The sequence below is a fragment of the Sphingomonas adhaesiva genome, assembly GCF_002374855.1.
Lineage (GTDB): Bacteria > Pseudomonadota > Alphaproteobacteria > Sphingomonadales > Sphingomonadaceae > Sphingomonas > Sphingomonas adhaesiva.
The window spans coordinates 571,490-597,643 of sequence record NZ_NWVC01000002.1 but is presented as its reverse complement, the minus strand read 5'-3'; the positions used below and the strand labels follow the sequence as shown (position 1 = coordinate 597,643).

The following is a 26,154-nucleotide window of genomic DNA, read 5'->3' as shown; positions in this document are numbered from 1 at the left end:
GTCATACGTTTTCGTTCGGCGCTAGTCCTCAACGGACGGCGGCGTATAGGGGGGATCATGACCGGCACCCGTTCACCTTCGTCGTTTCCGATGGCCGCGGACCTGTATGGCGACATCGTCCCCCTGCCGCATAGCACATGGCGCGATCATGTGCCGGGGCTGGTGGTGGTGGCGGCGGGCACGCTGGCGGCGGCGTTCATTTCCGATCACTATGGCGCGCCGCTGACGCTGATGGCGCTGCTGATCGGGCTCGCGCTCAATTTCCTGTCGGCGGACAAGCGGCTGGCGACCGGCACCGCCTTTGCCAGCCGCGCGCTGCTGCGCTGGGGGATCGTGCTGGTGGGGGTGCGCGTCACCTTCGGGCAGATCGTCGCGCTGGGGCCGGTGGCGCTGCTGGCGGTGGTGGCCATCGTCGCGCTGACGATCGGGTCGGGGATCCTGATCGCGCGGCGGCTGGGCTTTTCCGATGCGTTCGGCACGCTGGCGGGCGGGGCGGTGGCGATCTGCGGTGCCAGTGCGGCGCTGGCGCTGGCGACGACGCTGGGCGAACGCCGCGCCAGCCAGGCGCAGCTGACGCTGGTGCTGGTGGTCATCTCCGCGCTGTCGGCGCTGGCGATGGTCACCTATCCGTTCGTCGCGCACTGGCTGGCGATGAGCGACCTGAAGGCGGGTTTCCTGCTGGGCGCGTCGATCCACGACGTCGCGCAGGCGCTGGGCGCGGGCTATTCCTATTCCGATGGCGCCGGACAGATCGCCGCGATCGTCAAGCTGACGCGCGTCGCGCTGCTGGCGCCGGTGCTGGCGGTGGTGGCGCTGTTCCTGCCGCGCGGCGAAGCGGGCAAGGGGCAGGGGGTGCCGTGGTTCGTCATCGGCTTCTTCGTGATGGCCGGGGTCAATTCGACCGGCATCGTTCCCGCCTCCGCCACCCACGCCGCCGAGCGTGCGGCCGCCGGGCTGCTGGCGGCGGCGGTCACCGCCACCGCGATCCGTTCCCCGCTGTCGCAATTGCTGGAGGCGGGGCCGCGCCCGATGGTGATCGTGGCGGGCGCGACGGTGGTGGCGTTCGCGCTGTCGCTGGCCGCGGCGGTGTTCCTGATCGGCTAGCGCCGCGCGGGCGCGGCGGTCGAATCGCGCACGACCATCCGGTGGTCGAGCCGCCGATGCTCCGGCTCGCGGTCCGCGGTCAGCAGCAGGTCGGCGGCGTTCCACGCGAGGTCGCGCACCGGCTGGCGCATGGTGGTGAGCGGGGGCCAGACATAGCCGGCCAGCGGATCGTCCCCGAACCCCGCCACCGACAGGTCGCGCGGCAGCACCAGCCCGCGGCGATGCGCGGCGGTCAGCGCGCCGGCGGCCATCTCGTCCGATCCGGCGAAGATCGCGGTCGGGGGCTGGGGCAGGTCGAGCAGCCGCTCGGCCGCGGCGGCGCCCGATGGGAAATCGTAGCTGCCGCTTTCGATCAGCGCCGGGTCCGTCGCGATGCCCGCATCCGCCAGTGCGGCGAGATAGCCGTCGCGGCGCTGCGCCGCGGTGGCATAATCGGGGTGTCCGCCGATATGCGCGATGCGGCGGTGGCCCAGCGACAGCAGGTGTGCGGTCATTTCCCGCGCGGCGCCGCGATTGTCGATCGACACGGCTGCGCTGTCCTCCGTCTCGAAACCGGGCGACACGCGCACCACCGGGATGCCGCGCCGCGCCAGCAGGTCGAGCACCGCCGCGTCGTCGCTGACCGGGGGGGTGAGGACGATGCCGTCCATCCGGCTGGTATCGACCAGCGCCTCGATCTGCTCCGCCAGATGGGGGGACGCGCGGTCATAGGGCTGGGCGATCATCCGCACGCCGTCCGCCTCGCACCGGTCGCGGATGCCGGTCTGCATCGCGTAGACGTAGCTGGGGCTGGGGTTGTCGCACACCAGCGCGATCTGGAACGCGCGCCGCCCGGCCAGCGCGCGCGCGGCCAGGTTGGGGCGGAAGTGCAGCGCATCGACCGCCGCCTGCACGCGCGCCCGCGTCTCGGCCCCGACATAGCGTTCGTTGTTGAGCACGCGGCTGACCGTCTTGATCGAGACGCCGGCATGTTCGGACACATGCTTGATCGTGGCGCGCAGGGGTTTGCCGTCCGTCATCGCGCGGCTTCTGCCACGGGGCGGCAACTGCCCGCAACCATGGCGCGGCACGGGCGTTGATGCGCGGCCCCGGTTCCGGGGCTGGGAGGGGAAGCGTTAGTGGGCGGCTATTCGAACGACGGTACGGCGCATGACCGCGCCCGCGAGCTGGATCGCCAGGCCGAATCGGCGCGCACCTTCGCCGAGGCGCAACTGCTGGCCGCGCAGGCCGATGCGCTGCGCCGCGCGGCGGCGCGACGCGGGCTGGGCGGTCTGGTGCCGCTGCTGCGCAACTGACGTCAGGTGAGCGACGTCAGGTGGACGAAGCGACCAGCGCGTCGATCTCGTTCGCGGTGATGTTCAACAGCCGTTCCAGCACGGCGTCGTCGATCGCGCCGTCGTTGCCCAGCCGGTGGTGGAAGATGCCGCCCGACAGGACCATGATCGTCTCCGCGACGCAATCGATACGCCGGGCGTCGGCCGCCGGCGCCAGGATATGGAACGCTTCGACCAGCCGCCCGCTCAGCCGCGCGTCGACGGCGCGGAAGATGTCGGCGACGCGGACGTTGCGCGCCGCCTCCGCCATGATCTCGGCGATCAGCCGGCGATCGGGAATGTCGCTGCAAGCGACGAACCGCGCAATCCACGCGCGCACGGCCGCCGGGTCGTCGCAGGCGCAGGTTTCGTGCAGTTCACCCTCGCGCAGATATTCGTCCAGGTCGCGTTCGACGATCGCCGCGACGATCGCCTCCTTGTTCGCGAAATCGCGATAGATCTGGCCGACCAGCACCCCCGACGCCTGCGAGATCGCGGCCATGCCGGTGGCGTGAAAGCCCTGTTCGGCAAAAAGATTCCGCGCCGCCTGGACCACTTTCTCCCGTCGTGCGTTGGCCTTGCCGCCTCTTTCGAGCGGCGCAGGGGGATCATCCATGTCGGTGTGCGTCATTGCGTCTCTCTACTTGACGGCATGGGTTGTTCGCAGTAGCAGCATTTGTGAGTGAGCGATCACTCACACTTTAGAACGAGATTCGCATGACATACAAGGGGTACGCGTTTGCCGCGCTGCTGTTCCTCCCGCTCGCCGCGTGCGGTGGTGGAAAGGAGGCCGCGCAACAGCAGCAGCAGGCGCAGGCAGGGCCGCCGCAGGTCGGCGTCGTGACGGTGCAGCCGCAGTCGGTAACGCTGACGACGACGCTCCCCGGCCGGCTGACCGCGTATGAGACGTCGGAGGTGCGCCCGCAGGTCAGCGGCCTCATCACCGCGCGGCTGTTCCGTGAGGGCGATCAGGTGTCGAAGGGGCAGGCGCTCTACCGCATCGACCCGCAACCCTATGTGACGCAGGTCGCCAATGCCCGCGCCGCGCTGGCGCGCGCCCGCGCCGCGATCGCCTCCACCTCGGCGCTCCAGCGGCGCTATGGCGAGCTGGTCAAGATCAATGCCATCTCGCGACAGGATTACGACAACGCCCTGACGCAGGCGCAGCAGGCGCAGGCCGACGTCGCGGCGCAGTCCGCCGCGCTGCGCTCGGCGCAGATCGACCTGGCGCGCACCACCGTCCGCGCGCCGATCTCCGGGCGCATCGGGCGTTCGGTGGCGACCACCGGCGCGCTCGCGACCGCGGGACAGGCCAATGCGCTGACGACGATCCAGCGCCTCGACCCCATCTATGTCGACGTGCCGCAATCGGCCGCCGACCTGCTCAAGCTGCGGCAGAAGATCGCCGCCGGCGACCTGTCGCGCGGCGGCGGTGCGGCGCGCGTCCGGCTGCGGCTGGACGACGGGTCGGTCTATCCGATCGAGGGGACGTTGCAGTTCGCCGACGTCAGCGTCGATCCCGCGACGGGGACTCAGACGATCCGCGCGCTGTTCCCCAACCCGCGCGCGCTGTTGCTGCCGGGCATGTACGTCCGCGCCGAGCTGGTCGAGGGGACGCAGGCCAATGCGATGCTGGTGCCCCAGCGCGCGGTCAGCCGCGACGAAAAGGGCAATGCGCTCGCGATGGTCGTCGGCCCCGATGGCAAGGTGCAGCCGCGCCCGCTGACGACGTCGCGCACGATCGGCGACGACTGGCTGGTGACCGGCGGGCTGAAGCCGGGCGACAAGGTGATCGTGGAGGGCGGCATGATGCTGCGCCCCGGCATGCCGGTGAAGGCGGTGCCGTACAATCCCAACGCCGCCCCGGCCCAGGGGCAGGGCCAGCCCGGCCAGGGCCAGCCCGCGGCGCAAGCGAAGTAACGCCCCATGTCACGCTTTTTCATCGATCGGCCCATCTTCGCATGGGTCATCGCGATCGTGCTCATGCTGGCGGGCGCGATCGCGATCCGCAGCCTGCCGATCGCGCAATTCCCGGAAATCGCGCCGCCCGCGGTGACGATCAACGCCATGTATCCGGGCGCCGATGCCGAAACGCTGGAACGCACGACCACCCAGGTGATCGAGCAGCAGCTGCGCGGGATCGACAACCTGCGCTATTTCTCGTCCTCGTCCTCGTCGGCGGGGATGCTGACGATCACGCTGACGTTCGAACAGGGCACCGACCCGGACATCGCGCAGGTCCAGGTGCAGAACAAGCTGCAGGCCGCGACCCCGCTGCTGCCGCAGGAAGTGCAGCGCCAGGGATTGCAGGTCGCCAAGTCGGCGGCGAACTTCCTGGTCATCGTCGGCATCTATTCCGACGACAATTCGCACACCGCCAACGACCTGGCCGACATGATCGTGTCGAAGTTCCAGGACCCGATCAGCCGCGTCAACGGCGTGGGCGAGCTGCAGGTGTTCGGCGCGCAATATGCGATGCGCATCTGGGTCGATCCGCTCAAGCTCAACAGCTATCAGCTGACGATCGCCGACGTGTCGGCCGCGGTGCAGGCGCAGAACGCGCAGGTTTCCGCCGGCCAGATCGGCGGCCAGCCGTCGCCCAAGGAGCAGGAGCTGAACGCGACCGTCTCGGTCCAGTCGCGGCTCCAGACGCCCGAGCAGTTCGGCAACATCCGGCTGAAGACCGATGCGGCGGGCGCGGTCGTGCGGCTGCGCGACGTCGCGCGGGTGGAGCTGGGCGCGGAGAATTACGGCTTCGACACCAAGTATAACGGCAAATATGCCGCAGGCTTCGGCGTGAAGCTGGCCGCGGGCGCCAATGCGCTGTCCACGGTCGAGGCGGTGAAGGCACAGGCGGCGCAGATCGCCAAGTCGCTGCCGGCCGACGTCAAGCTGGTCTACCCCTACGATACCACGCCGTTCGTGCGCCTGTCGGTGGAGCAGGTGATCCACACGCTGGTCGAGGCGGTGGTGCTCGTCTTCCTCGTCATGTTCCTGTTCCTGCAAAACTGGCGCGCGACGCTGATCCCGACGATCGCGGTGCCGGTGGTGCTGCTGGGCACGTTCGCGATCATGGCGGTGGCCGGCTATACCATCAACACGCTGACGCTGTTCGGCATGGTGCTGGCGATCGGCCTGCTGGTCGACGATGCGATCGTCGTGGTGGAGAATGTCGAGCGGCTGATCGTCACCGAACACCTCAGTCCCAGGGAAGCGGCGCGAAAGTCGATGGACGAGATCAGCAGCGCGCTGATCGGCATCGGCCTCGTCCTGTCGGCGGTGTTCCTGCCGATGGCGTTCTTCGGCGGATCGACCGGCGTCATCTATCGCCAGTTCTCGATCACGATCGTGTCGGCGATGGTGCTGTCGGTGGCGGTCGCACTGATCCTGACCCCGGCGCTGTGCGCGACGATCCTGAAGCCGCACGACCCGAACAAGGCGGAGAGCAACGGGCTGCTGGCGCGGTTCTTCCGCTGGTTCAACGAAAAGTTCGACAACGGTCAGCGTCATTACGAGCAGGGCGTGCGGCGTTCCGCGCGCAGCTGGAAGCGGTCGATGCTGGTCTATCTGCTGATCGTCGCGGGCGTCGCGCTGCTGTTCGTGCGGCTGCCGTCGGGCTTCCTGCCCGATGAGGACCAGGGCACCGTCATCGCGCTGGTGCAGGGGCCGTCGGGGGCGACCAGCGGGCGCACCGACAAGGGGCTGGATCTGGTGCGCAACCACTTCCTGGGCGCCGAGAAGGCCAATGTCGCGGGCGTGTTCACGATCAACGGCTTCAGCTTCGCCGGGCAGGGGCAGAATACCGGGCTGGCGTTCATCAACCTGAAGCCGTGGGAGGACCGTTCGGGCACCGCGAACAAGGCGCAGACGATCGCCGGGCGCGCGATGGGGGCGTTCAGCCAGTATAAGGACGGCCTGATCTTCGCGCTGGTGCCGCCGGCGGTGCAGGAACTGGGCAACGCCACCGGCTTCGACCTCCAGCTGGTCGACACCGGCGGGATCGGTCACGAACGGCTGACCCAGGCGCGCAACATGATGCTGGGCATGGCGATGCAGGACAAGACGCTGGCACAGGTGCGCCCGCTGAGCCTGGAGGATGCCCCGCAGCTGAAGGTCAACGTCGACGAGGACAAGGCGCGCGCGCTGGGGCTCGACCTGAGCCAGGTCAACTCGACCATCTCGACCGCCTGGGGCGGCGCCTATGTCAACGACTTCATCGATCGCGGGCGCGTGAAGCGCGTCTATGTGCAGGCCGATACGCCCTATCGCCTCCGCCCGGAGGATATCGGGTCGTTCTTCGTGCGCGGTGCCGATGGCCAGATGGTGCCCTATACCGCGTTCACCACCCTGTCCTGGGCCAATGCGCCGGTCGCGCTGACCCGCTACAACGGCCAGCCGGCGATGCAGCTGCAAGGCTCGCCCGCGCCGGGGCAGAGCACGGGCGCGGCGATGAAGGCGATGGAGGCGATCCATGCCAAGCTGCCGCCGGGTACGTCGCTGGAATGGACCGGCCTGTCCTATGAGGAGAAGCTGTCGGGCGGGCAGGCGCCGGCGCTCTACGCCCTGTCGCTGCTGATCGTGTTCCTGTGCCTGGCGGCGCTGTACGAAAGCTGGTCGGTGCCGATCTCGGTGCTGCTGGTCGTGCCGCTGGGCGTGGCGGGCGCGTTGCTGGCGGCGTGGCTGACCGGGCTGAACAACGACATCTACCTGCAGGTTGGCCTCATCACCACGATCGGCGTGGCGGCAAAGAACGCGATTCTGATCGTCGAATTCGCCGAGGAGCGGATCGCGGAGGGGATGAAGCCGTTCGACGCCGCGGTCGAGGCCGCGAAGCTGCGGTTGCGCCCGATCCTGATGACCTCGCTCGCCTTCGTGTTCGGCGTGCTGCCGCTGGCGGTATCGACCGGCGCGGGCGCGGGCGGACAGAATGCGATCGGCCGGTCGGTGGTGGGCGGGATGCTGTCCGCCACGGTACTGGGCATCTTCCTGGTGCCGGTGTTCTTCGTCGTCGTCCTGCGGCTGTTCGGCCACGAGCATGACGGGAAGGCCGGCGACCATGCGCAACGCGATGCGGACGGCGATGCCGGCCCGCAGGGCGACCACCCCCGACCGGCTCATGAAGGAGCCTGATGTGACGACCCGTACTTCCTTCGTGGCGCTGCTGGCGCTCACCACCGCGCTGGCGGGCTGCAACCTGGCGCCCAAATACCAGCGCCCCGACGGCGCGGTGCCCGCCGCGCTGCCGCAGGGCGGGGTCTATCCGCGCGCGGCGACCGATGCGCCCGACGTGACGCAGATCGGCTGGCGCGATTTCTTCCTCGACCCGCGGCTGCAGGGGGTGATCGAGCTGGGGCTGGCCAACAATCGCGACCTGCGCATCGCGGCGGCCAATGTCTTGCAGGCGCGCGCGCAATATCGCGTCCAGCGCGCCGATCTGGTCCCCAATACCACGATCTCCGGTTCGGGGACGTTCACCAACAACCTGTTTGGCGCGGCCGGTGCGGCCGGCGGTGCAGGGGCGGGTGCCGGGGCCGGAGCGGGTGCCGGGGCCGGAGCGGGCGCCGGTGCCGGTGCTGGTGCCGGCGCGGCGGTCGGGACCGGATCGTCGAACATCGAATTCTATTCGGTGAACGCCGGCTTTTCCGCGTTCGAGCTGGACCTGTTCGGCCGGGTGCGCAACCTGAACCGCGCGGCCCTGGAAAGCTATTTCGCGTCGGAGGAGGCGCAGCGCGCGACCCGCATCAGCCTGATCGCGGAGATCGCGACCGCATGGCTGACGCTGGCGTCGGACCAGGAGCAGCTGCAGCTGTCGCGCGATACGCTGAAGGCGTTCGAGGAGACGCAGCGACTGACCCAGGCGCAGTTCCGCGTCGGGGTCGCCTCCGAACTGGAGGCGCGGCAGGCGGAAACCAACTACCAGTCGGCGCGCAACGATATCGCCGCGCTCCAGACGCGCATCGCGCAGGACCAGAATGCGCTCAACCTGCTGGTCGGCACCACGGTGCCCGCCGAACAGCTGCCGACCGGGCTGGGCGATCGTCCGCTGACCCGCGACGCGCTGCCCGGCAACGTCTCGTCGGAGGTGCTGTTGCGCCGTCCCGACGTGTTGCAGGCCGAGCATCAGCTGATCGCGCAGAACGCCAATATCGGCGCGGCGCGTGCGGCGTTCTTCCCGCGCATCTCGCTCACCGCGACGATCGGGACGATCTCGACCGCGCTGTCCGGGCTGTTCGGCGGTGGGTCGTTCACCTACACCGGCGCGCCGTCGGTGGCGCTGCCGCTGTTCGACGGCGGGCGCAACGCGGCGAACCTCGATTATGCCAAGGCGTCGCAGCAGGCGGCGGTCGCCAGTTACGAAAAGGCGATCCAGACCGCGTTCCGCGAAGTGTCCGACGCACTGGCGACTCGCGGCACGATCGGCGAGCAGGTGGCGGCGCAGACCGCGCGCGCCAACGCCGCCAACGTCACCTCGCGGCTGTCGACCGCGCGCTACCGCGCCGGGGTCGATTCGTTCCTCGTCTCGCTCGATGCGCAGCGCACCGCCTACGCCGCGCAGCAGCAGCTGGTGACCACGCGACTGGCGCAGGCCAGCAACCTGGTGGAACTGTACCGGCGGCTGGGCGGGGGACTCAACTGATCCATATTGCGTAACGGACCGTTTGGCGTACACTCTCGTTCATTAGACGAGAGGATGAGCCGATGATGCCGCAAGAGCGCAACGGTGACGAGGCGATGGTGATCCTGCAGACGCTGCTGTGCGTCATGCGGGAAAAGAACCTGTTGTCGCGCGCCGATATCGAGGATCTGTGCAGCCGGGTGGCGATGCGCGCCGCGCAGGCCGAGCGCGATCCGATCCCGTGCTGCGCCCAGGCGGCGAACGCCGCTGCGCACGAGATGGCGAAGATCGGCGATTACATCGGCAAGCATTACGGCGGGAAACACCGCCGCATCTGAGCGGGCGAGGTCGGCGGCGGGCGCGCGTCACGGCGCGTTCGCGACGGACATCCGTCAGGCGCCTCCGTCATGCCGGACTTGATCCGGCATCCATGTGTCCGCGGACGCAAGGTCCGTTACTTTTGCGGCGCCATGGCCTCCGGCCTTCGCGAGACCGTTGAAAAGTCGGTATTCCCGCCGCTTCTTTCCGTCACCCCGAACCTGTTCCGGGGTCCACTGTGCCGCAAATCAGGCGCTTGCCGGTGTGCCGAAACGTGGATGCCGGAACAAGTCCGGCATGACGGCGTGGGTTTCGCGAAGGCCGGGTATCAGATGAAAGCAGCGCGAAAAGCGCCGTTAAGGGGCGGGTAACGCCTCCCCGGTGACAAGCGCCGGCCAACCCTCGAACCCGCCGGGCCGACCGGCCGCCTTCCTTCCCTCTCCGAAAAGAAAGGCGCCGCATCGCTGCGGCGCCCTTTCCGTCTTCCCGCAGTCCCAGGCTCAGTCCAACCGGCGCGCCAGTTCCACGTTCAGGCCCAGCGCGATCAGCGTGCCGAGCGCGCCCGACAGCAGGTAGGCGCCCGCCGCGACCAGCCCGAATGCCTCGGTCAGCGCCAACGCCGCCAGTGGGGCGAAGCCCGCGCCGAACAGCCACGCCAGGTCCGACGTCAGCGCCGCGCCGGTGTAGCGCGCGCGCTTCGGGAAGTTGTTGGTGACCGCGCCCGACGACTGGCCGAACGACAGGCCCAGCAGGATGAAGCCCATCACCATGAACAGCACCTCGCCCGCGCTGCCCGCGCCCAGCAGCTGCGGCGCGAAGCCGCTGAACACCGCGATCCCCGCGGCGGTATAGCCCAGCACGCTGCGCCGCCCGATCCGGTCGGCCAGCATCCCCGACAGCACGATCGCGCCGATCCCGACGAACCCGCCCGCCATCTCGATCAGCAGGAAGCGGGTGATGTCCTCCTGCGTGTACAGCGCCACCCACGACAGCGGGAACACCGTGACCATGTGGAACAGCGCAAAGCTGGCCAGCGGGGCGAACGCGCCGATGATGATGTTGCGCCACTGCGCCTTGATCGTCGCGGTGACGCGCGAGGGGGTCAGTTCGCGGCTCTTGAACGATTCCTCATATTCCGGCGTCACGACGATCCGCAGCCGCGCGAACAGCGCCACGACGTTGAGCGCGAAGGCGACGAAGAACGGATAGCGCCAGCCCCAGGACAGGAAATCCTCGGTCGGCAGCAGCGACACGAACGCGAACAGCCCCGACGCCACGATCAGCCCCAGCGGCGCGCCCAGCTGCGGCACCATCGCCCACCAGCCGCGGTGCTTTTCCGGCGCGTTGATCGCCAGCAGCGAGGGCAGGCCGTCCCACGCGCCGCCCAGCGCGATCCCCTGGCCGATGCGGAACAGCGCCAGCAGCACCGCCGCCAGCCCGCCGATCGTGGCATAGGTGGGCAGGAAAGACACCAGCACCGTCGACGTGCCCAGCAGGAACAGCGCGATCGTCAGCTTGGTGCCGCGGCCGTAGCGACGGTCGATCTTCATGAAGATCTGCGTGCCCACCGGCCGTGCGATGAACGCCAGCGGGAACAGCGCGAACGACCACAAGGTCGCGGTGATCCGGTCCAGATAGGGGAACACCACCGCCGGGAAGACGAGCACCGAGGCGATCGCATAGACGAAGAAGTCGAAGAATTCCGACGTGCGCCCGATGATGACGCCGATCGCGATGTCGGCGGGGCGGACGTGCGGATCGCCGTCCGCGTGGAGCGCGCGGGCGTCGCGTTCGAGCGATGCGGAGGTCGAGGTGGTCATAGGGCGCTGGCCATGAAAGGGTTCCGATCGGGCGTATTGAACCGCGCAATAGCGTAGCGCGTTCAACGATGGGATGGGACAAAATGTCCTATTCCGCTGCACCGCACAAAAGTCTAGGCGCGCCGCATGATCTTCTGTGTTTCCCATCGCGCCAGGATTCGCGGCGCGCTGCTGGCCGGGGCGCTCGCCGCGCTCGGCGGATGCAACACCGTGGTGATGAATCCGGCCGGCGACGTCGCGCGCCAGCAATCGTCGCTGATCGTCTGGTCGACGGTGCTGATGCTGCTCATCATCGTGCCGGTGATGATCCTGACGGTGCTGTTCGCCTGGCGGTATCGCGCGGGGAACGAGGATGCGCCCTACGAGCCGGACTGGGATCATTCGACCCAGCTGGAACTGGTGATCTGGTCGGCGCCGCTGCTCATCATCATCGCGCTGGGCGCGCTGACCTGGGTCAGCACCCACCTGCTCGATCCGTACCGCCCGCTCGCCCCGGGCGCCAAGGCCGCGCCGGGCAAGACCACCGCCCCGCCGGCCGCCGCACCTGCGCCGCTGGTGGTGGAGGTGGTGTCGCTCGACTGGAAATGGCTGTTCATCTATCCTGAACAGGGCGTGGCGACGGTCAACGAACTGGTCGTGCCGGTCGATCGCCCGGTGCGGTTCCAGATGACTTCGTCCAGCGTGATGAACACGCTGTGGATCCCCGCGATGGCGGGCATGATCTACACCATGCCGGGCATGGAGACGGTGCTGCACGGCGTCCTCAACGAACGCGGCACGTTCCGGGGCCAGTCCGCCAACTATAGCGGCGCGGGCTTCTCGGGGATGCATTTCCAGACCCACTCGGTCACCCCGGCGCGCTTCGATCAGTGGGTGGCCGGCGTGAAGCGCCAGCCGCGCCGGCTGGACGCGGGCACCTATCTGCAGCTGGAGCGGCCGAGCGAGAACGTCCGCCCGATCGGCTTCGGCGCGGTCGACGCAGGCCTGTTCCGCCGCATCGTGGCGATGTGCGTGAAGCCGGGGACGTCGTGCATGCAGGGCATGTCGCATGGCGGCCCGGCGGTGAACGACCGCGCGCCGCGCGCCGGCGAGGCGGAGGGCGCGCTGACCCGCGACGCGAGCGAGAAGGGCGAAAGCCCGCACATGAGCGCGCCGCACGGCGCCGCGCATGGGCAGGGCGATCCCGGCGACGCCAGCAACCGCAACATGACGATGCTCGATCATTCTCCCGCGCGCCCGCGCGCCGATGCCCGCCAGCGGGCCTGAGGACACCATGTCGGACGACCTCATCAAGACCATCTTCGGGCGGCTGACGCTCGACAGCTTCCCGATCCACGAACCGATCCTGGTCGGCACCTTCGCGGTCGTCGCGCTGGGCGGCATCGCGCTGCTGGGTGCGCTCACCTATTTCAAGCTGTGGCGCTATTTGTGGACCGAATGGTTCACCAGCGTGGACCACAAGAAGATCGGCATCATGTACATCGTGCTGGCGCTGGTCATGCTGATGCGCGGGTTCGCCGACGCGATCATGATGCGCCTGCAACAGGCGCTCGCCTTCAACGGCAGCGAAGGGTATCTGAACGCGCACCATTACGATCAGGTGTTCACCGCGCACGGCGTCATCATGATCTTCTTCGTCGCGATGCCGTTTGTCACCGGGCTGATGAACTATGTCGTCCCGCTGCAGATCGGCGCGCGCGACGTCAGCTTCCCGTTCCTCAACAATTTCAGCTTCTGGATGACCGTCGCGGGCGCGGTGACGGTGATGGCCAGCCTGTTCGTCGGCGAATTCGCGCGCACCGGCTGGCTGGCGATGGCGCCGCTGTCGGGGCTGGATTATTCCCCGGACGTCGGGGTCGATTACTATATCTGGGCCTTGCAGATCGCGGGCGTCGGCACCTTGCTGTCCGGCGTCAACCTGATCGCGACGATCGTGAAGATGCGCGCACCGGGCATGGGCCTGATGAAGATGCCGATCTTCACCTGGTCGGCGCTGGTCACCAACGTGCTGATCGTCGCCGCCTTCCCGGTGCTGACCGCGGTGCTCGCGATGCTCAGCCTCGATCGCTACGTCGGGACCAATTTCTTCACGAACACCGGCGGGGGCAACCCGATGATGTACGTGAACATGATCTGGATCTGGGGTCACCCGGAAGTGTACATCCTGATCCTGCCGGCGTTCGGCGTCTTCTCCGAAGTCGTCTCGACCTTCTCGGGCAAGCGGCTGTTCGGCTATACGTCGATGGTCTATGCGCTGATCGTCATCTGCATCCTGTCGTACCTGGTGTGGCTGCACCATTTCTTCACGATGGGGTCGGGCGCCAGCGTCAACAGTTTCTTCGGCATCACCACGATGATCATCTCGATCCCGACGGGGGCGAAGATCTTCAACTGGCTGTTCACGATGTACCGCGGGCGCATCCGCTTCGAGCTGCCGATGATGTGGTCGGTCGCGTTCATGCTGACGTTCGTGATCGGCGGGATGACCGGCGTGATGCTGGCGGTGCCGCCGGCCGACTTCCAGTTCCACAATTCGCTGTTCCTGGTGGCGCATTTCCACAACGTCATCATCGGCGGCGTGCTGTTCGGGATGTTCGCGGGCGTCAATTACTGGTGGCCCAAGGCGTTCGGGTTCAAGCTGGACAAGTTCTGGGGCACGATCAGCTTCTGGTGCTGGGTCGTCGGCTTCTGGGTCGCGTTCACGCCGCTCTACATCCTGGGCCTGATGGGCGTGACCCGCCGGCTGCGCGTGTTCGACGATCCCAGCCTGCACATCTGGTTCATCATCGCGGGCGTCGGCGCGGCGATCATCGCCGCGGGGATCGGTGCGATGCTGATGCAATTCTACGTCAGCATCCGCGACCGCGAGAAGCTGCGCGACACCACCGGCGACCCGTGGAACGGGCGCACGCTGGAATGGGCGACCTCCTCGCCGCCGCCGGCCTATAATTTCGCGTTCACGCCCGTCATCCACGATCTGGACGCCTGGCACCACATGAAGTCGAAGAAGGCGGCGCGCCCGACCGAGGGATTCCGCGCGATCCACATGCCCAAGAACACGGGCGCGGGCGTGATCCTGGCGGGGCTGTCGCTGGTCTTCGGCCTGGCGATGATCTGGTACATCTGGTGGCTGGCGGCGGTGGCGTTCGTGGCGCTGCTGGCGACCGCGATCGGGCATACGTTCAACTATGACCGCGATTTCCACATCCCGGTCGAGGACGTGATCGCGTCCGAGGACATTCGCACCCGCCAGCTCCAGACCGCGGAAGTATAAGACGATGGCGACCACCACCCCCACCGCCGCGGCCGGCGAGCCGCCGGCCTATTACGATCTGGACGAGCATCCGCACCCGCCGGGCGGCAGCACGATGCTGGGCTTCTGGCTGTACCTGATGAGCGACTGCCTCATCTTCGCGATGCTGTTCGCCGCTTACGGCGTGTACGGCGGCAGCCTGGCGGGCGGCCCCGGCCCGCGCGAGCTGTTCGACCTGCCGCTGGTCGCGATCAACACCACCATGCTGCTGCTGTCGTCGATCACCTACGGCTTCGCGATGATCGCAACGGACGAGAAGCGCCAGTCGGCGGTGCTCGGCTGGCTGGGCGTCACCGCGCTGTTCGGCCTCGCCTTCCTGGCGATCGAGCTGTACGAATTCAGCCACCTGATCCATGAAGGCGCCGGGCCGCAGCGCTCGGCGTTCCTGTCCGCCTTCTTCACGCTGGTCGGCACGCACGGGCTGCACGTCACCTTCGGCCTGATCTGGCTGGCGGTACTGGTGGTGCAGGTGATGCGCCGCGGGCTGATCGCCGACAACGTCCGCCGGCTGCAATGCCTGTCGATGTTCTGGCACTTCCTGGACGTCGTCTGGATCGGCGTCTTCACCTTCGTCTATCTGCTGGGAGTGCTGCGGTGAGCGCGCACGACAATCCGCCCGTCCACAGCCATGAGCATGGGCATGAGCATGGCCACGGCCATCACGCGCACGACGACCATGGCGGTGCGGCGCACGGCACGCGCAAGGGGTATTGGACCGGGTTCATCCTGTCCGTCCTGCTGACCGCGCCCGCGTTCGCGCTGGTGATGACCGGGGTGATCGCCGATGCGCGGATCACCGCCGGGATCGTCACCGCGCTGGCCGCGGTGCAGATCATCGTCCACATGGTCTACTTCCTGCACATGAACAGCAAGTCGGAGAACGGCTGGACGCTGCTGGCGCTGATCTTCACCGTCATCATCGTGGTGATCGCGATCGCCGGGTCGTTGTGGGTCATGTACAACATGAACGTGAACATGATGCCCGGGATGCACGCGGAGATGACCAGCGGCGGCATGTGATGCGCGGCCGCATCCCGCTGGCGCTCGGCGCGCTGCTGGCGGCGCTGCTGCTGGCCGGGCTGGGGGTGTGGCAGGTCGAGCGGCGCGCGTGGAAGCTCGCGCTGATCGCGCGCGTCGATGCGCGGCTGGCGGCGGCGCCGGTCGCGGCGCCCGGGCCGGGACGCTGGCGCGCGATCGGTGCGGATGACGCCTACACCCGCGTCGCGGTGCGCGGGCATTGGGTGCCGGTGCCGCCCGCTTATGCGCAGGCGGTGACCGATCTTGGCCCGGGTTTCTGGGTGATCGCCCCGGTGGAGACCGGCGCCGGCATCGTCATGGTCAACCGCGGTTTCGTCCCCGCCGACCGGCGCGGGCAGGAACGCGTGGCGACCGGCGCGGCGTGGGTCACCGGGCTGCTGCGCGTCAGCGAGCCGGGCGGCGGGTTCCTGCGCCGCAACGATCCCGCCGCCGACCGCTGGTATTCGCGCGACGTCACCGCGATCGCGCATGCGCGCGGCCTGACGCGCCCGGTCGCACCTTATTTCGTCGATGCCGATGCCGGTTCGCAGGGGGCCGGGCAGGGCGGGTGGCCACGCGGCGGGTTGACCGTGGTGACATTCCGCAACAGCCATCTGACCTATGCGATCACCTGGTTCACGCTGGCCGCGATGATGCTGTATTTCGCCTGGCGGATCGCCCGCGCGGGACCGGCGCGTGACGACTGAGCGCGTGATCGAGGCGCCGCCGGTCGACGAGACGCGGCGCCGCAACGTCCGGCTGCTGTCGGTGCTGCGCTGGCTGGCGGTCGGCGGACAGCTGGCGACGATCCTGACCGTCCATTTCGTGATCGGCGTCCAGCTGCCGCTGGTGCCGATGCTGGGCGCGCTGGCGGCGCTGGTCGCGCTCAACCTAGCGGTGCTGGCCTGGGACCGGATCGGCGAGGATCAGCTGTTCGCGATGCTGCTGGTCGACGTCACCTGCCTGACGATCCAGCTGTACCTGAGCGGCGGGGTCGGCAATCCGTTCGTGACGCTGTACCTGTTGCAGGTGGTGCTGGCCGCGGTTCTGCTGCCGCCCTGGTCCAGCTGGGCGATGGTGGCGATCACCAGCGCGCTGTTCGCCTGGCTGGGCTGGGCCGCGCCGCCGTTCGCGCTGCCGGCGGGGTGGGGATCGACGCTGTCGGTGCCCTATGTCGTGGTCAGCTGGTTCAACTACACGCTCGCCGCGATGCTGCTGGTGCAGTTCGTGACGCAGATCGTGCGCAACCTGTCGGAACGCGACGCGCGGCTGGCGGCGCTGCGCCAGCGCGCGGCGGAGGAGGAGCATATCGTGCGCATGGGCCTCCTGGCCAGCGGCGCGGCGCACGAACTGGGCACGCCGCTTGCCTCCATCGCGGTGATGCTGGGCGACTGGCGCGGCGAACCGGCGATCGCGCGCGATCCGGCGCTTCTGGCGGACCTGGACGACATGCGGGCCGAGGTGATGCGCTGCAAGAACATCCTGTCGGGGATCCTGCTGGCATCGGGCGAGGTGCGCGGCAACGCGCCCGCGCGCACGACGGTGCGCACCTTCCTGTCCAGGATCGTCGCCGACTGGCGCGGCAACGGCGCGGCGCAGGCGCAATACGACCATCTGATGAGCGGCGACCCGCGCATCGTCGCGGACCGGGCGCTGGCGCAGACGATCACCAACCTGCTCGACAATGCGGCGGAGGCGGGGGCGACGGCGATCCGGCTGTGCGCCGCGATCGACGGCGACCGGCTGGTGCTGGCGGTGCACGACGACGGCGCGGGGTTCGCCGCCGATATTCTCGACGGGATCGGCAAACCCTATCTCAGCACCAAGGACCGGCGCGGCGCCGGGCTGGGGCTGTTCCTGGCCACCAACGTCCTGCGCACGCTGGGCGGTACCGTGATGGCGCGTAACCGGGCGGATGGCGGCAGCGAGGTGACGCTGGTGCTGCCGCTGGCGTCGCTGGCGATCGGGGAGGACGGCGGATGAGCGACGGCGGCGGCGACGGCGATGGGGACGGGCAGGGGCAGCGGCGGCTGCTCATCATCGAGGACGATGCGATGTTCGCGCGCACGCTGGCGCGTTCGTTCGAGCGGCGCGGCTATCGCGTCGCCGCGATCGCCGGCCCGGCGGAACTGGAGGCGGCGGTGGCGGCGCTGCGCCCCGATCACGCGGTGGTCGACCTGCGGCTGGGCAATGCCTCCGGCCTCACCTGTGTCGAGCGGCTGCACGCGATCGACCCGGCGATGCGGATCGTCGTGCTGACCGGTTTCGCCAGCATCGCCACCGCGGTGGAGGCGGTGAAGCTGGGCGCGACCAACTATCTGTCGAAACCGGCCAATTCCGACGATATCGAGGCCGCGTTCGAGGCATCGGGCACCGGCGACGCCAGCGTCGAGCTGGACGCCGCGCCCACGTCGCTGCGCACGCTGGAATGGGAACATATCCACCAGACGCTGGCCGATTGCGGGTTCAACGTATCGGAAGCCGCGCGGCGGCTGGGGATGCATCGCCGCACGCTGGCGCGCAAGCTGGGCAAGCGCCACCTGTAGGGCCGCGGAGGTCGCCTTATCTCGACGTCGCCCCAGCGAAGGCTGGGGCCTTTTGCGGCTCCTGCCCGCCCCGTCACCGGGAGATCCCAGCCTTCGCTGGGATGACGCTTACCGGTAAGCCACCGCCTTTCGCCTCAAGCCGGCGTGCCCTCCAGCGCCGCCAGGTCGCCGCGCGCGCGGGCGCGGCGGCCATAGGCAAGCTCGAACAGCGGCGAGGCGATCAGCGTCGTCAGGATCGCCATCATCACCAGGATCGCGAACAGCGCCGGGCCGATGATCCCGCGCTGCAGCCCGATGTTGATGATGATCAGCTCCATCAGCCCGCGCGCGTTCATCAGCGCGCCGATCCCCAGCGCGGTGGGATTGTCCTGCCCGGTCAGCCGCGCCGCCGCCCAGCACGCGCCGCCCTTCGCCAGCACCGATGCGGCGAAGATCGCCAGCGCGACCGCCAGCAGCGCCGGGTCGGCGATCAGCGCCAGCTGCGTGTTGAGGCCGGAGAAGGTGAAGAACACCGGCAACAGCAGCAATACCGTCACCGGCTCCAACTGCTGGCGCAGCCCGGTGGCGAACGCCCCGCGCGGCATCACGACGCCCAGCAGGAAGCCGCCGAACACCGCATGCATCCCCACCGCATCCATCGCGAAGGCGGCCAGCAGGAACAGCATCAGCGCCACCCCCAGATCGCCGTGCGACACGCGCCCGCTGTGCGCCGCCCGCCGGCCGAGCGGCGCCAGCAGGCGCGGGCCGATGCCCAGCACGATGATCGCGAACAGGATCGCCCCGCCGATCGCCTTCACCGCCACCGCCGGCCCGTCGCCGAACGTCGCCAGCACGATCGCCAGCACCGTCCACGCGCCCGCATCGTCGATCGCGCCGGACGACAGCGACAGCGTGCCCAGCGGCGTGTCCGACAGCCCGCGTTCGTGGATGATCCGCGCCAGCATCGGGAAGGCGGTGATCGCGATGCACGCGCCCAGGAACAGCGTCGCCTGTACCGGCGTCACCTGCGCGCTGAACAGGCCGGGGATGGTGCGCAGCCACGGCGCCAGCGCGGCGGCGACCAGGAACGGCGCGACCATTCCCGACAGCGATACCGCCGCGGCGCTGCGCGCGCTCGACCGGAAATGATCAGCGCGAAAGCCCAGCCCGACGATGAACATGTACAGGCCGACGCCCAGCTGCGCGATCGCGTAGAGCAGCCCGCGCATCTCGCGCGGGAACAGCCATTCCTGCACCCCGGGCGCCAGCAGCCCGAGCAGCGACGGGCCGAGTACGACGCCCGCGATCATCTCCCCCACCACCTGCGGCTGGCCCAGCAGCCGGCGGGCCAGCCAGCCGACGCCGCGCGCGGTCGCGACGATCGCGAACAATTGCAGGAAGAACAGCACGCTCATCTGCGCCGGCGCCATGCGATCGTCCCCTGCCTTGCCCCGCCGTCCGTCCCCCGCGGCCGGTGGCGGCCGCCGTAGTGGGTTGCGCGCGGCGGCTCAAGCGGCTGTTTACGCGGCCATAACCCCTGCCGCGTTACGCCGCTTCCCATGATACGCCGAACCGGGGAATCGATGTGACCACGCTGGTGGCGACGCTATACTGCCACGACGCGCGCGGGCGTGCGCGCCATGCGGTGGCGCTGGGGGGCACGCTGCGCGATCCGGTGCGCGCGCCGCACGACGTGCTGGTCAGCGAGGTATCGGCGACCGGATTCCGTATTCCCGCCACGGTCGCGCTGGCGCCGGGCGACGCGATCACGCTGGGCCTTGCCGGCATCGGCGCGCGCGCGGCGCGGGTGGTGCGGGAGGATGCCGGCGGCCAATATGGCTGCGCCTTCATCAGCCCGCTGGACGAGGGGGAATTGGCCGCGCTGCTCGGCCCGCCCGCCGATCCGGTGGTGCCCTGGCCGCTCGTCGCGCCGCCCGCCGAAACCTCGATCGGCGACGGCGTGCAGGGGACGCGCGCGCTGCTGCTGACGATCGCGGCCTGCCTGGCGGGGTGGATCGCGACGATCTGGGCGGCGTTCCGGCTTTTCTAGGCTAGGGCCGCTCGCTCATCACCAGCACTTCGGTCGCGCGCTTGCGGCGTAGCGCGACGATCAGCACCCCGCCCAGCGCCAGCGCCGCCCCCGCGATCATCCGCGCGTCCAGGTGGTCGCCGGTCATCGCGACGCCGAACGCCATCGTCGACAGCGGCGTCATCAGCGTCAGCGGCGCGATCATGTTCGCCTCATACCGCCCGATCAGCCCGTAATAGGCGGTGTGCGCGAACACCGACACCAGCAGCGCGGCGAACAGCAGCGCGGCGACGAACGGCCAGCCCGCCGCGACCGACGTGCTCCATTGCCCGGTTTCGAACGCCGCCGAGGCCAGCGCCAGCGGCAGGAACGAGGTGAGGCCCACCCACGCCTGGAACCGCAGCGGCGGCACGTCGCTCATCTGCTTCATCAGGATCGCGCCCAGCGACCCGGCAAAGGCGCAGGCGACGATGTACAGCAGCCCGCCGGAGATCGCGACCCCGCCGGGCCGCCACACCACCAGCAGCACCCCCGCCAGCGTCAGCGCGATGCCCAGCCCGCGTCGCCAGTGGATACGCTCATGCAGGATCACCACCGACAGAAGCGTCGTGAACGGCACCCCGATCTGGATGACCACCGCCGCGGCGGAGGGGGAGGCGGTCTGCAACCCCAGGAACAGCAATGCGAAATTGCCGCCGCCCATCAACAGCCCGATCGCCACGATCCGCCACGCCGGACGCGGCATCGGCAGCAGCCAGCGCGCGGTCGCCGCGATCACGATCGCGAAGCGCGCCGCGGCGAAGAACAGCGGCGGGACGTGCCAGTCGCTGACCACGATCTTGCTGACGACGTTGCTGAACCCCCAGATGAGGCACACCGTCACCAGCAACAGGAAATCGCGCACCCGCATCGCGCTGCCTTGGGCGGGCGGCGCGCGTAACGCAAGCGGGCGCGGCGCTCAGTCCGCCTCGATTCGCGCCAGCAACGCCCCCTCGGTCACCTGCGCGCCGGTGGCGGCGTTCAGCGCCGCCAGCGTGCCGTCGAACGGCGCGGTCAGCGCGTGCTCCATCTTCATCGCTTCCAGCACCATGAGCTTCTGCCCGCGCACCACGCGGGCACCGGCCGCCACCTCCACCGCGATCACGCGGCCGGGCATTGGCGCCAGGATCGCGCCGTCGCCCGCGCCGCCGCCCGCACCGCCCGCCGCGCGGAACGGCGCCAGCGCCCAGGTCTGCCCGCCTTCGGAGATCAGGATGCTGGTATCGACCGCTTCGTCGGCGATCGGCGCGTCGGTGAAGTCGATCGCGATCGGCTGCCCGTCGAGCAGGAACGCGCCCGCCCGCCGCGGCGCGGCGTTGAGGCGGAAGCCGGGCAGGAAGGCGGGGCCGGTCAGCTCCGCCGCGGCGGCGACCAGCGCCTCCTCGCTCGGCTCGGCGGGCGGCATCAGCGCGTCGCCCGCGCGCGCGATCAACCCGGTGTCCATCGCCTCCGCGACGAAATCGGGATGGTCCAGCGCCTCCACCAGGAAGCCGGCGTTGCTGCGCACCGGCCACACGATCGCCTCGTCCAGCGCGTCGGCGAGCCGTGCGCGCGCTTCCTCGCGTGTGTCGCCATGCGCGATCAGCTTGGCGATCATCGGGTCGTACCATGGCGAGATGACGCTGCCCTGTTCCACCCCGGTATCGACGCGCACGCCGGTGTCCGCCGGGTCGCCCAGGTCGAACGCCTCCAGCGTGCCGATCGACGGCAGGAAGCCCTTGGCCGGGTCCTCGGCATAGAGCCGCGCCTCGATCGCATGGCCGTCGATCGACAGCTCTTCCTGCGTGACCGGCAGCGGCTCGCCCGCCGCGATGCGCAGCTGCCATTCGACCAGGTCGACCCCGGTGATCGCCTCGGTCACGGGATGCTCCACCTGCAACCGGGTGTTCATCTCCATGAACCAGATGCGGTCGGCGGACAGGCCGTCGCTGGCATCGGCGATGAACTCGATCGTGCCGGCGCCGACATAATCGCCCGCGCGCGCCGCGCGCACCGCGGCGTCGCACACCGCGGCGCGCGTCGCCGCGTCCATGCCGGGGGCAGGGGCTTCCTCGATCACCTTCTGGTGGCGGCGCTGGAGCGAACAGTCGCGTTCGAACAGGTGGACGACGTTCCCGTGGCGGTCGCCGAACACCTGCACCTCGATATGGCGGGGCGACAGGATGTATTTCTCGATCAGCACCCGGTCGTCGCCGAACGCCGCCGCCGCCTCGCGCCGGCACGACACCAGCGCATCGGCGAAGGCGGCTGCATCCTCAACCTGCCGCATCCCCTTGCCGCCGCCGCCGGCCACCGCCTTGATGAGGACGGGATAGCCGATCGCGTCCGCCTCCGCGGCCAGCCGTTCGGCCGACTGGTCCTCGCCCAGGTAACCGGGGGTGACGGGCACGCCCGCGGCGATCATCCGCGCCTTGGCCGCGTCCTTCAGCCCCATCGCGCGGATGCTGTCGGGGTTCGGGCCGACCCAGATCAGCCCGGCGTCGATCACCGCCTGCGCGAAATCGGCGTTTTCGCTGAGGAAGCCGTAGCCGGGGTGGATCGCCTGCGCGCCCGTCTCGCGCGCGGCGGTCAGGATGCGGTCGGGCAGCAGATAGCTCTCCCGCGCCGGCGCCGGCCCGATCGCCACCGCCTCGTCCGCCTCGCGCACGTGCAGCGCGGCGGCATCCGCCTCGGAATGGACCGCGACGGTGCGGATGCCCATCGCGCGTGCGGTGCGGATGATGCGGCAGGCGATCTCGCCGCGATTGGCGATCAGCAGGGTGTGGATCATGGGTGGCTCCTGATCCTCCCCGAGCTTGTCTCGGGGAGGGGGACCATGCGAAGCATGGTGGAGGGGTGGACACGATGTTCAAGGACGTTGCGCCGCACGCGCGCGATGGCGGTATCGGCCGCGCACGGCGGTTGCGGCGGCAGATGACCTTGCCGGAGGTACTGCTGTGGCAGCGGCTGCGCGGCGCGCCGCGCGGATGCAAGTTCCGCCGTCAGCATCCGAGCGGGCCGTATGTGCTCGACTTCTATTGCTCCGATGCGCGTCTGGCGATTGAGGTCGATGGGGCGGCTCATGCGATGCGGCGCGAGCGGGACGAGCGCCGGGATGACTGGCTGGCGCAGGCGGGGATCGACACCCTCCGCATCGCCGCGGCGCGGATTCTGGCCTCGCCGGATGACGTCGCCGACGCGATCCTTGCGTGCGCCATCGCGCGGCTGCCCCTCCACCACCCGGCTGCGCCGGGCGGTCCCCCTCCCCGAGACGAGCTCGGGGAGGAGCGCTGATACCTCCCCCCTCACATCCGGAACACGCCGAACGCGGCGCGCTCCGGGATCGGGGCGTTCGTCGCGATGCGCAGCGCCAGGCCCAGGACATCGCGGGTCTGCGCCGGGTCGATCACGCCGTCGTCCCACAGCCGCGCGGTGGCGTGATAGGGGTTGCCCTCCTCCTCGTACTTTGCGCGCACCGGCGCCTTGAACGCCTCGGCCTCCTCCGGCGTCCAGCGGTCGGCGTCGCGGTGGACGGTGGCGAGCACGCTGGCGGCCTGTTCGCCGCCCATCACGCTGATCCGCGCATTGGGCCAGGTGAACAGGAAGCGCGGGGAATAGGCGCGCCCGCACATGCCGTAATTACCCGCGCCGAAGCTGCCGCCGATCAGCACGGTCAGCTTCGGGACGGAGGCGGTGGCCACCGCGGTGACCAGCTTGGCGCCATGCTTGGCGATCCCCTCCGCCTCGTACTTGCCGCCGACCATGAAGCCGGAGATGTTCTGCAGGAACAGCAGCGGCACGCGCCGCTGGCACGCCAGTTCGATGAAATGCGCGCCCTTCTGCGCGCTTTCGCTGAACAGCACGCCGTTGTTGGCGAGGATCGCGACCGGCTGGCCGTGGATCTGCGCGAAGCCGCACACCAGCGACGCGCCGTACAGCGCCTTGAATTCGTGGAAGCGGCTGCTGTCGACCAGCCGCGCGATCACCTCGTGCACGTCATAGGGCGCGCGCACGTCCTGCGGCACGATGCCGTACAGGTCGTCGGCGGGCAGCAGCGGCGCCGTGCCCTCCGGCACCACGCCGTCCGACAGGCCGGGGGGCAGGGTGGCGACGATATCGCGCACGATCGTCAGCGCATGTTCGTCGTCCTGCGCGACGTGATCGACCACCCCCGAACGGCGCCCGTGCGTCTCCGCGCCGCCCAGTTCCTCGGCGGAAATGACCTCGCCCGTAGCGGCCTTCACCAGCGGCGGCCCGGCGAGGAAGATGGTGCCCTGTTCGCGCACGATCACGGTCTCGTCGGACATCGCGGGCACATAGGCGCCGCCCGCGGTGCAGCTGCCCATCACGCACGCGATCTGCGGGATGCCCAGCGCCGACATAGTCGCCTGGTTGAAGAAGATGCGGCCGAAATGGTCGCGGTCCGGAAACACCTCCGCCTGGTGGGGCAGGTTGGCGCCGCCCGAATCGACCAGATAGATGCACGGCAGACGGTTTTCCTGCGCGATCTCCTGCGCGCGCAGATGCTTCTTCACGGTCAGCGGATAATAGGTACCGCCCTTCACCGTGGCATCGTTGCACACGATCATCACCAGCCGCCCGCTGACGGTGCCGATCCCGGCGATCATCCCGGCGCCGGGCACCTCGTCATCGTACAGGCCGTTCGCCGCCAGCTGCCCGATCTCCAGGAACGCGGTGCCGGGATCGAGCAGCCGCTCGACCCGCTCGCGCGGCAGCAGCTTGCCGCGCGCGACATGCCGCTCGCGGCTCTTCGCATTGCCGCCCAACGCCGCGGCGGCGACGCGCTCGCGCAGTTCGTCCGCCAGCGCGCGGTTGTGCGCATCATTGGCGCGGAACGTCGCATCGTCGCGCGACAGCGCGGTGGCAAGCGTCGGCGCGGTCACGAGGCCGCCCCGATCAGCTCGCGCCCGATCAGCATCCGGCGGATCTCGTTCGTCCCCGCGCCGATATCCAGCAGCTTGGCATCGCGCAGATAGCGTTCGACCGGCCAGTCCTTCGTATAGCCCGCGCCGCCCAGCGCCTGCACCGCCTCGCCCGCGACGCGGAAGGCGTTCTCGCTGGCGTAGAGGATCGCGCCCGCCGCATCGAAGCGCGTCGTGCGCCCCGCATCGCACGCCTGCGCCACCGCATAGACATAGGCGCGCGCCGAATTGAGCGCGACATACATGTCGGCGACCTTGGCCTGCATCAGCTGGAAATGGCCGATCGGCACGCCGAACTGCTGGCGTTCGCGGACATAGGGCAGCACCGTGTCGAGGCACGCCTGCATGATGCCCAGCTGGATGCCCGCCAGCACGGTGCGTTCGTAATCCAGCCCGCTCATCAGCACGCCGACGCCGCCGTTTTCCGGCCCCATCACATTGGCGGCCGGCACCTCGCAATCGGTGAACACCAGCTCCGCCGTGGGGCTGCCGCGCATCCCCATCTTGTCGATCTTCTGCCCGATCGAAAAGCCGGGCATGTCCTTTTCGATCAGGAACGTCGTCAGCCCGCGGCTGCCCTCGCCGGTGCGGGCATAGACGACCAGCACGTCGGCATAAGGCGCGTTGGTGATCCAGAATTTCGTGCCGTTCAGCACCCAGCCGGCGTCGGTCCGCTCCGCCTTCAGCTTCATCGACACGACGTCGGACCCGGCCGACGCCTCCGACATCGCCAGGCTGCCGACATGCTCGCCGCTGATCAGGCGGGGCAGGTATGTCGCCTTCTGCTCGGGGCTGGCCCAGCGGCGGATCTGGTTGACGCACAGATTGGAATGCGCGCCATAGCTGAGGCCGATCGACGCGGACGCGCGCGCCACTTCCTCCTGCGCGACGACATGCTCCAGATAGCCCAGGCCCAGCCCGCCGTCGGCTTCCTCCACGGTGATGCCGTGCAGCCCCAGCTCGCCCATCGCCGGCCACAATTCGTCGCGCGGGAACCAGTCCCGCGCGTCGATCCGCGCCGCCAGCGGGGCGATCCGCTCCTCGGCGAAGCGGCGCGTGGTGTCGCGGATCATCTGCGCGTTCTCGCCCAGCGCGAAATCGAGGCCGTTCATGCGTCTCTCCTTTTCGCGCATCCTAT

23 protein-coding genes are annotated in these 26,154 nt (G+C 69.3%); 15 read left to right on the top strand and 8 right to left on the bottom strand.

Features of this window, described 5'->3' with window-relative positions; translation table 11 throughout:
- Positions 1-57: 57 nt before the first annotated feature.
- Positions 58-1,104, top strand: a complete 1,047-nt coding sequence (locus tag COA07_RS07315; protein ID WP_373853866.1) for a YeiH family protein — start codon at positions 58-60, stop codon at positions 1,102-1,104.
- Here COA07_RS07315 and COA07_RS07310 read toward each other — a convergent pair.
- On the bottom strand, positions 1,101-2,123 hold the full coding sequence (locus COA07_RS07310) for a LacI family DNA-binding transcriptional regulator (RefSeq protein WP_083956741.1): 1,023 nt from the start codon (positions 2,121-2,123) through the stop codon (positions 1,101-1,103). The two genes, COA07_RS07315 and COA07_RS07310, sit on opposite strands and share 4 nt — an antisense overlap.
- 99 nt (positions 2,124-2,222) lie before the next feature.
- Between COA07_RS07310 and COA07_RS18235 the strand changes: the two genes are divergently transcribed.
- Positions 2,223-2,399: a hypothetical protein gene (locus tag COA07_RS18235; RefSeq protein WP_157085173.1), complete on the top strand. Its 177-nt coding sequence runs from the start codon at positions 2,223-2,225 to the stop codon at positions 2,397-2,399.
- A 16-nt stretch (positions 2,400-2,415) separates the two neighbouring features.
- On the opposite strand, the gene COA07_RS07305 is transcribed toward COA07_RS18235, so the two are convergent.
- Positions 2,416-3,033 carry a TetR/AcrR family transcriptional regulator gene (locus COA07_RS07305; protein ID WP_281254078.1) on the bottom strand — a complete coding sequence of 206 codons (618 nt, stop codon included), beginning with the start codon at positions 3,031-3,033 and terminating at the stop codon, positions 2,416-2,418.
- Positions 3,034-3,134: 101 nt separating this feature from the next.
- Between COA07_RS07305 and COA07_RS07300 the strand changes: the two genes are divergently transcribed.
- The 4 genes from COA07_RS07300 to COA07_RS07285 all read left to right on the top strand — a co-directional run bounded on the left by COA07_RS07300 (position 3,135) and on the right by COA07_RS07285 (position 9,371).
- A complete protein-coding gene (locus COA07_RS07300) occupies positions 3,135-4,337 on the top strand; it encodes an efflux RND transporter periplasmic adaptor subunit (RefSeq protein WP_066707949.1) in 1,203 nt (400 codons plus the stop codon).
- 6 nt (positions 4,338-4,343) lie between these two features.
- Positions 4,344-7,547, top strand: a complete 3,204-nt coding sequence (locus COA07_RS07295; protein WP_066707946.1) for an efflux RND transporter permease subunit — start codon at positions 4,344-4,346, stop codon at positions 7,545-7,547.
- Positions 7,534-9,054 (top strand): efflux transporter outer membrane subunit, encoded by a 1,521-nt coding sequence (locus COA07_RS07290; RefSeq protein WP_066707983.1) that lies wholly within the window; start codon positions 7,534-7,536, stop codon positions 9,052-9,054. Before COA07_RS07295 ends, COA07_RS07290 begins: the two co-directional genes overlap by 14 nt.
- Positions 9,055-9,116: 62 nt before the next feature.
- Positions 9,117-9,371, top strand: a complete 255-nt coding sequence (locus COA07_RS07285; protein WP_066707943.1) for a hypothetical protein — start codon at positions 9,117-9,119, stop codon at positions 9,369-9,371.
- Between the two features lie 480 nt (positions 9,372-9,851).
- Here the strand turns inward: COA07_RS07285 and COA07_RS07280 are convergent, their stop codons facing one another.
- Complete coding sequence (locus COA07_RS07280; RefSeq protein ID WP_066707940.1) at positions 9,852-11,171, bottom strand: MFS transporter; 1,320 nt, start codon at positions 11,169-11,171, stop codon at positions 9,852-9,854.
- Between the two features lie 126 nt (positions 11,172-11,297).
- Here COA07_RS07280 and cyoA point away from each other — a divergent pair, with 126 nt between their 5' ends.
- From cyoA to COA07_RS07245, 7 genes are read left to right on the top strand one after another with little or no spacing between them, the layout of a single operon-like run.
- Complete coding sequence (gene cyoA, locus COA07_RS07275; protein ID WP_174525798.1) at positions 11,298-12,437, top strand: ubiquinol oxidase subunit II; 1,140 nt, start codon at positions 11,298-11,300, stop codon at positions 12,435-12,437.
- A 7-nt stretch (positions 12,438-12,444) separates the two neighbouring features.
- A complete protein-coding gene (cyoB, locus tag COA07_RS07270) occupies positions 12,445-14,445 on the top strand; it encodes a cytochrome o ubiquinol oxidase subunit I (RefSeq protein ID WP_066707977.1) in 2,001 nt (666 codons plus the stop codon).
- A gap of 4 nt (positions 14,446-14,449) precedes the next feature.
- Positions 14,450-15,082 (top strand): cytochrome o ubiquinol oxidase subunit III, encoded by a 633-nt coding sequence (gene cyoC, locus COA07_RS07265; RefSeq protein WP_066707937.1) that lies wholly within the window; start codon positions 14,450-14,452, stop codon positions 15,080-15,082.
- A complete protein-coding gene (cyoD, locus tag COA07_RS07260) occupies positions 15,079-15,504 on the top strand; it encodes a cytochrome o ubiquinol oxidase subunit IV (RefSeq protein ID WP_066707934.1) in 426 nt (141 codons plus the stop codon). Before cyoC ends, cyoD begins: the two co-directional genes overlap by 4 nt.
- Positions 15,504-16,208, top strand: a complete 705-nt coding sequence (locus COA07_RS07255) for an SURF1 family protein (RefSeq protein ID WP_096640687.1) — start codon at positions 15,504-15,506, stop codon at positions 16,206-16,208. The genes cyoD and COA07_RS07255 overlap by 1 nt, the downstream gene beginning before the upstream one ends.
- Entirely contained in the window at positions 16,198-17,484 is a 1,287-nt protein-coding gene (locus tag COA07_RS07250) for an ATP-binding protein (RefSeq protein ID WP_096640685.1), read from the top strand. The genes COA07_RS07255 and COA07_RS07250 overlap by 11 nt, the downstream gene beginning before the upstream one ends.
- The gene (locus tag COA07_RS07245; RefSeq protein ID WP_066712191.1) at positions 17,481-18,047 is read left to right on the top strand and encodes a response regulator transcription factor; all 567 of its coding nucleotides are present in this window, start codon (positions 17,481-17,483) and stop codon (positions 18,045-18,047) included. Before COA07_RS07250 ends, COA07_RS07245 begins: the two co-directional genes overlap by 4 nt.
- Positions 18,048-18,181: 134 nt before the next feature.
- On the opposite strand, the gene COA07_RS07240 is transcribed toward COA07_RS07245, so the two are convergent.
- The gene (locus COA07_RS07240; RefSeq protein WP_066712193.1) at positions 18,182-19,456 is read right to left on the bottom strand and encodes a cation:proton antiporter; all 1,275 of its coding nucleotides are present in this window, start codon (positions 19,454-19,456) and stop codon (positions 18,182-18,184) included.
- Between the two features lie 155 nt (positions 19,457-19,611).
- On the opposite strand from COA07_RS07240, the gene COA07_RS07235 reads away from it, so the two are divergent.
- Complete coding sequence (locus COA07_RS07235; protein ID WP_066712195.1) at positions 19,612-20,076, top strand: hypothetical protein; 465 nt, start codon at positions 19,612-19,614, stop codon at positions 20,074-20,076.
- Position 20,077: 1 nt separating this feature from the next.
- On the opposite strand, the gene COA07_RS07230 is transcribed toward COA07_RS07235, so the two are convergent.
- Together COA07_RS07230 and COA07_RS07225 are read right to left on the bottom strand one after the other, a co-directional pair.
- A complete protein-coding gene (locus COA07_RS07230) occupies positions 20,078-20,965 on the bottom strand; it encodes a DMT family transporter (protein ID WP_066712198.1) in 888 nt (295 codons plus the stop codon).
- Between the two features lie 48 nt (positions 20,966-21,013).
- Positions 21,014-22,864 (bottom strand): acetyl/propionyl/methylcrotonyl-CoA carboxylase subunit alpha, encoded by a 1,851-nt coding sequence (locus tag COA07_RS07225; protein ID WP_096640683.1) that lies wholly within the window; start codon positions 22,862-22,864, stop codon positions 21,014-21,016.
- A gap of 74 nt (positions 22,865-22,938) precedes the next feature.
- Here COA07_RS07225 and COA07_RS07220 point away from each other — a divergent pair, with 74 nt between their 5' ends.
- Positions 22,939-23,367, top strand: a complete 429-nt coding sequence (locus tag COA07_RS07220; RefSeq protein WP_066713055.1) for an endonuclease domain-containing protein — start codon at positions 22,939-22,941, stop codon at positions 23,365-23,367.
- Between the two features lie 11 nt (positions 23,368-23,378).
- Here COA07_RS07220 and COA07_RS07215 read toward each other — a convergent pair whose 3' ends face one another.
- Positions 23,379-24,977: a carboxyl transferase domain-containing protein gene (locus COA07_RS07215; RefSeq protein WP_066713054.1), complete on the bottom strand. Its 1,599-nt coding sequence runs from the start codon at positions 24,975-24,977 to the stop codon at positions 23,379-23,381.
- Positions 24,974-26,128, bottom strand: a complete 1,155-nt coding sequence (locus COA07_RS07210) for an acyl-CoA dehydrogenase family protein (RefSeq protein ID WP_096640681.1) — start codon at positions 26,126-26,128, stop codon at positions 24,974-24,976. The genes COA07_RS07215 and COA07_RS07210 overlap by 4 nt, the downstream gene beginning before the upstream one ends.
- Between the last annotated feature and the right edge of the window lie 26 nt (positions 26,129-26,154).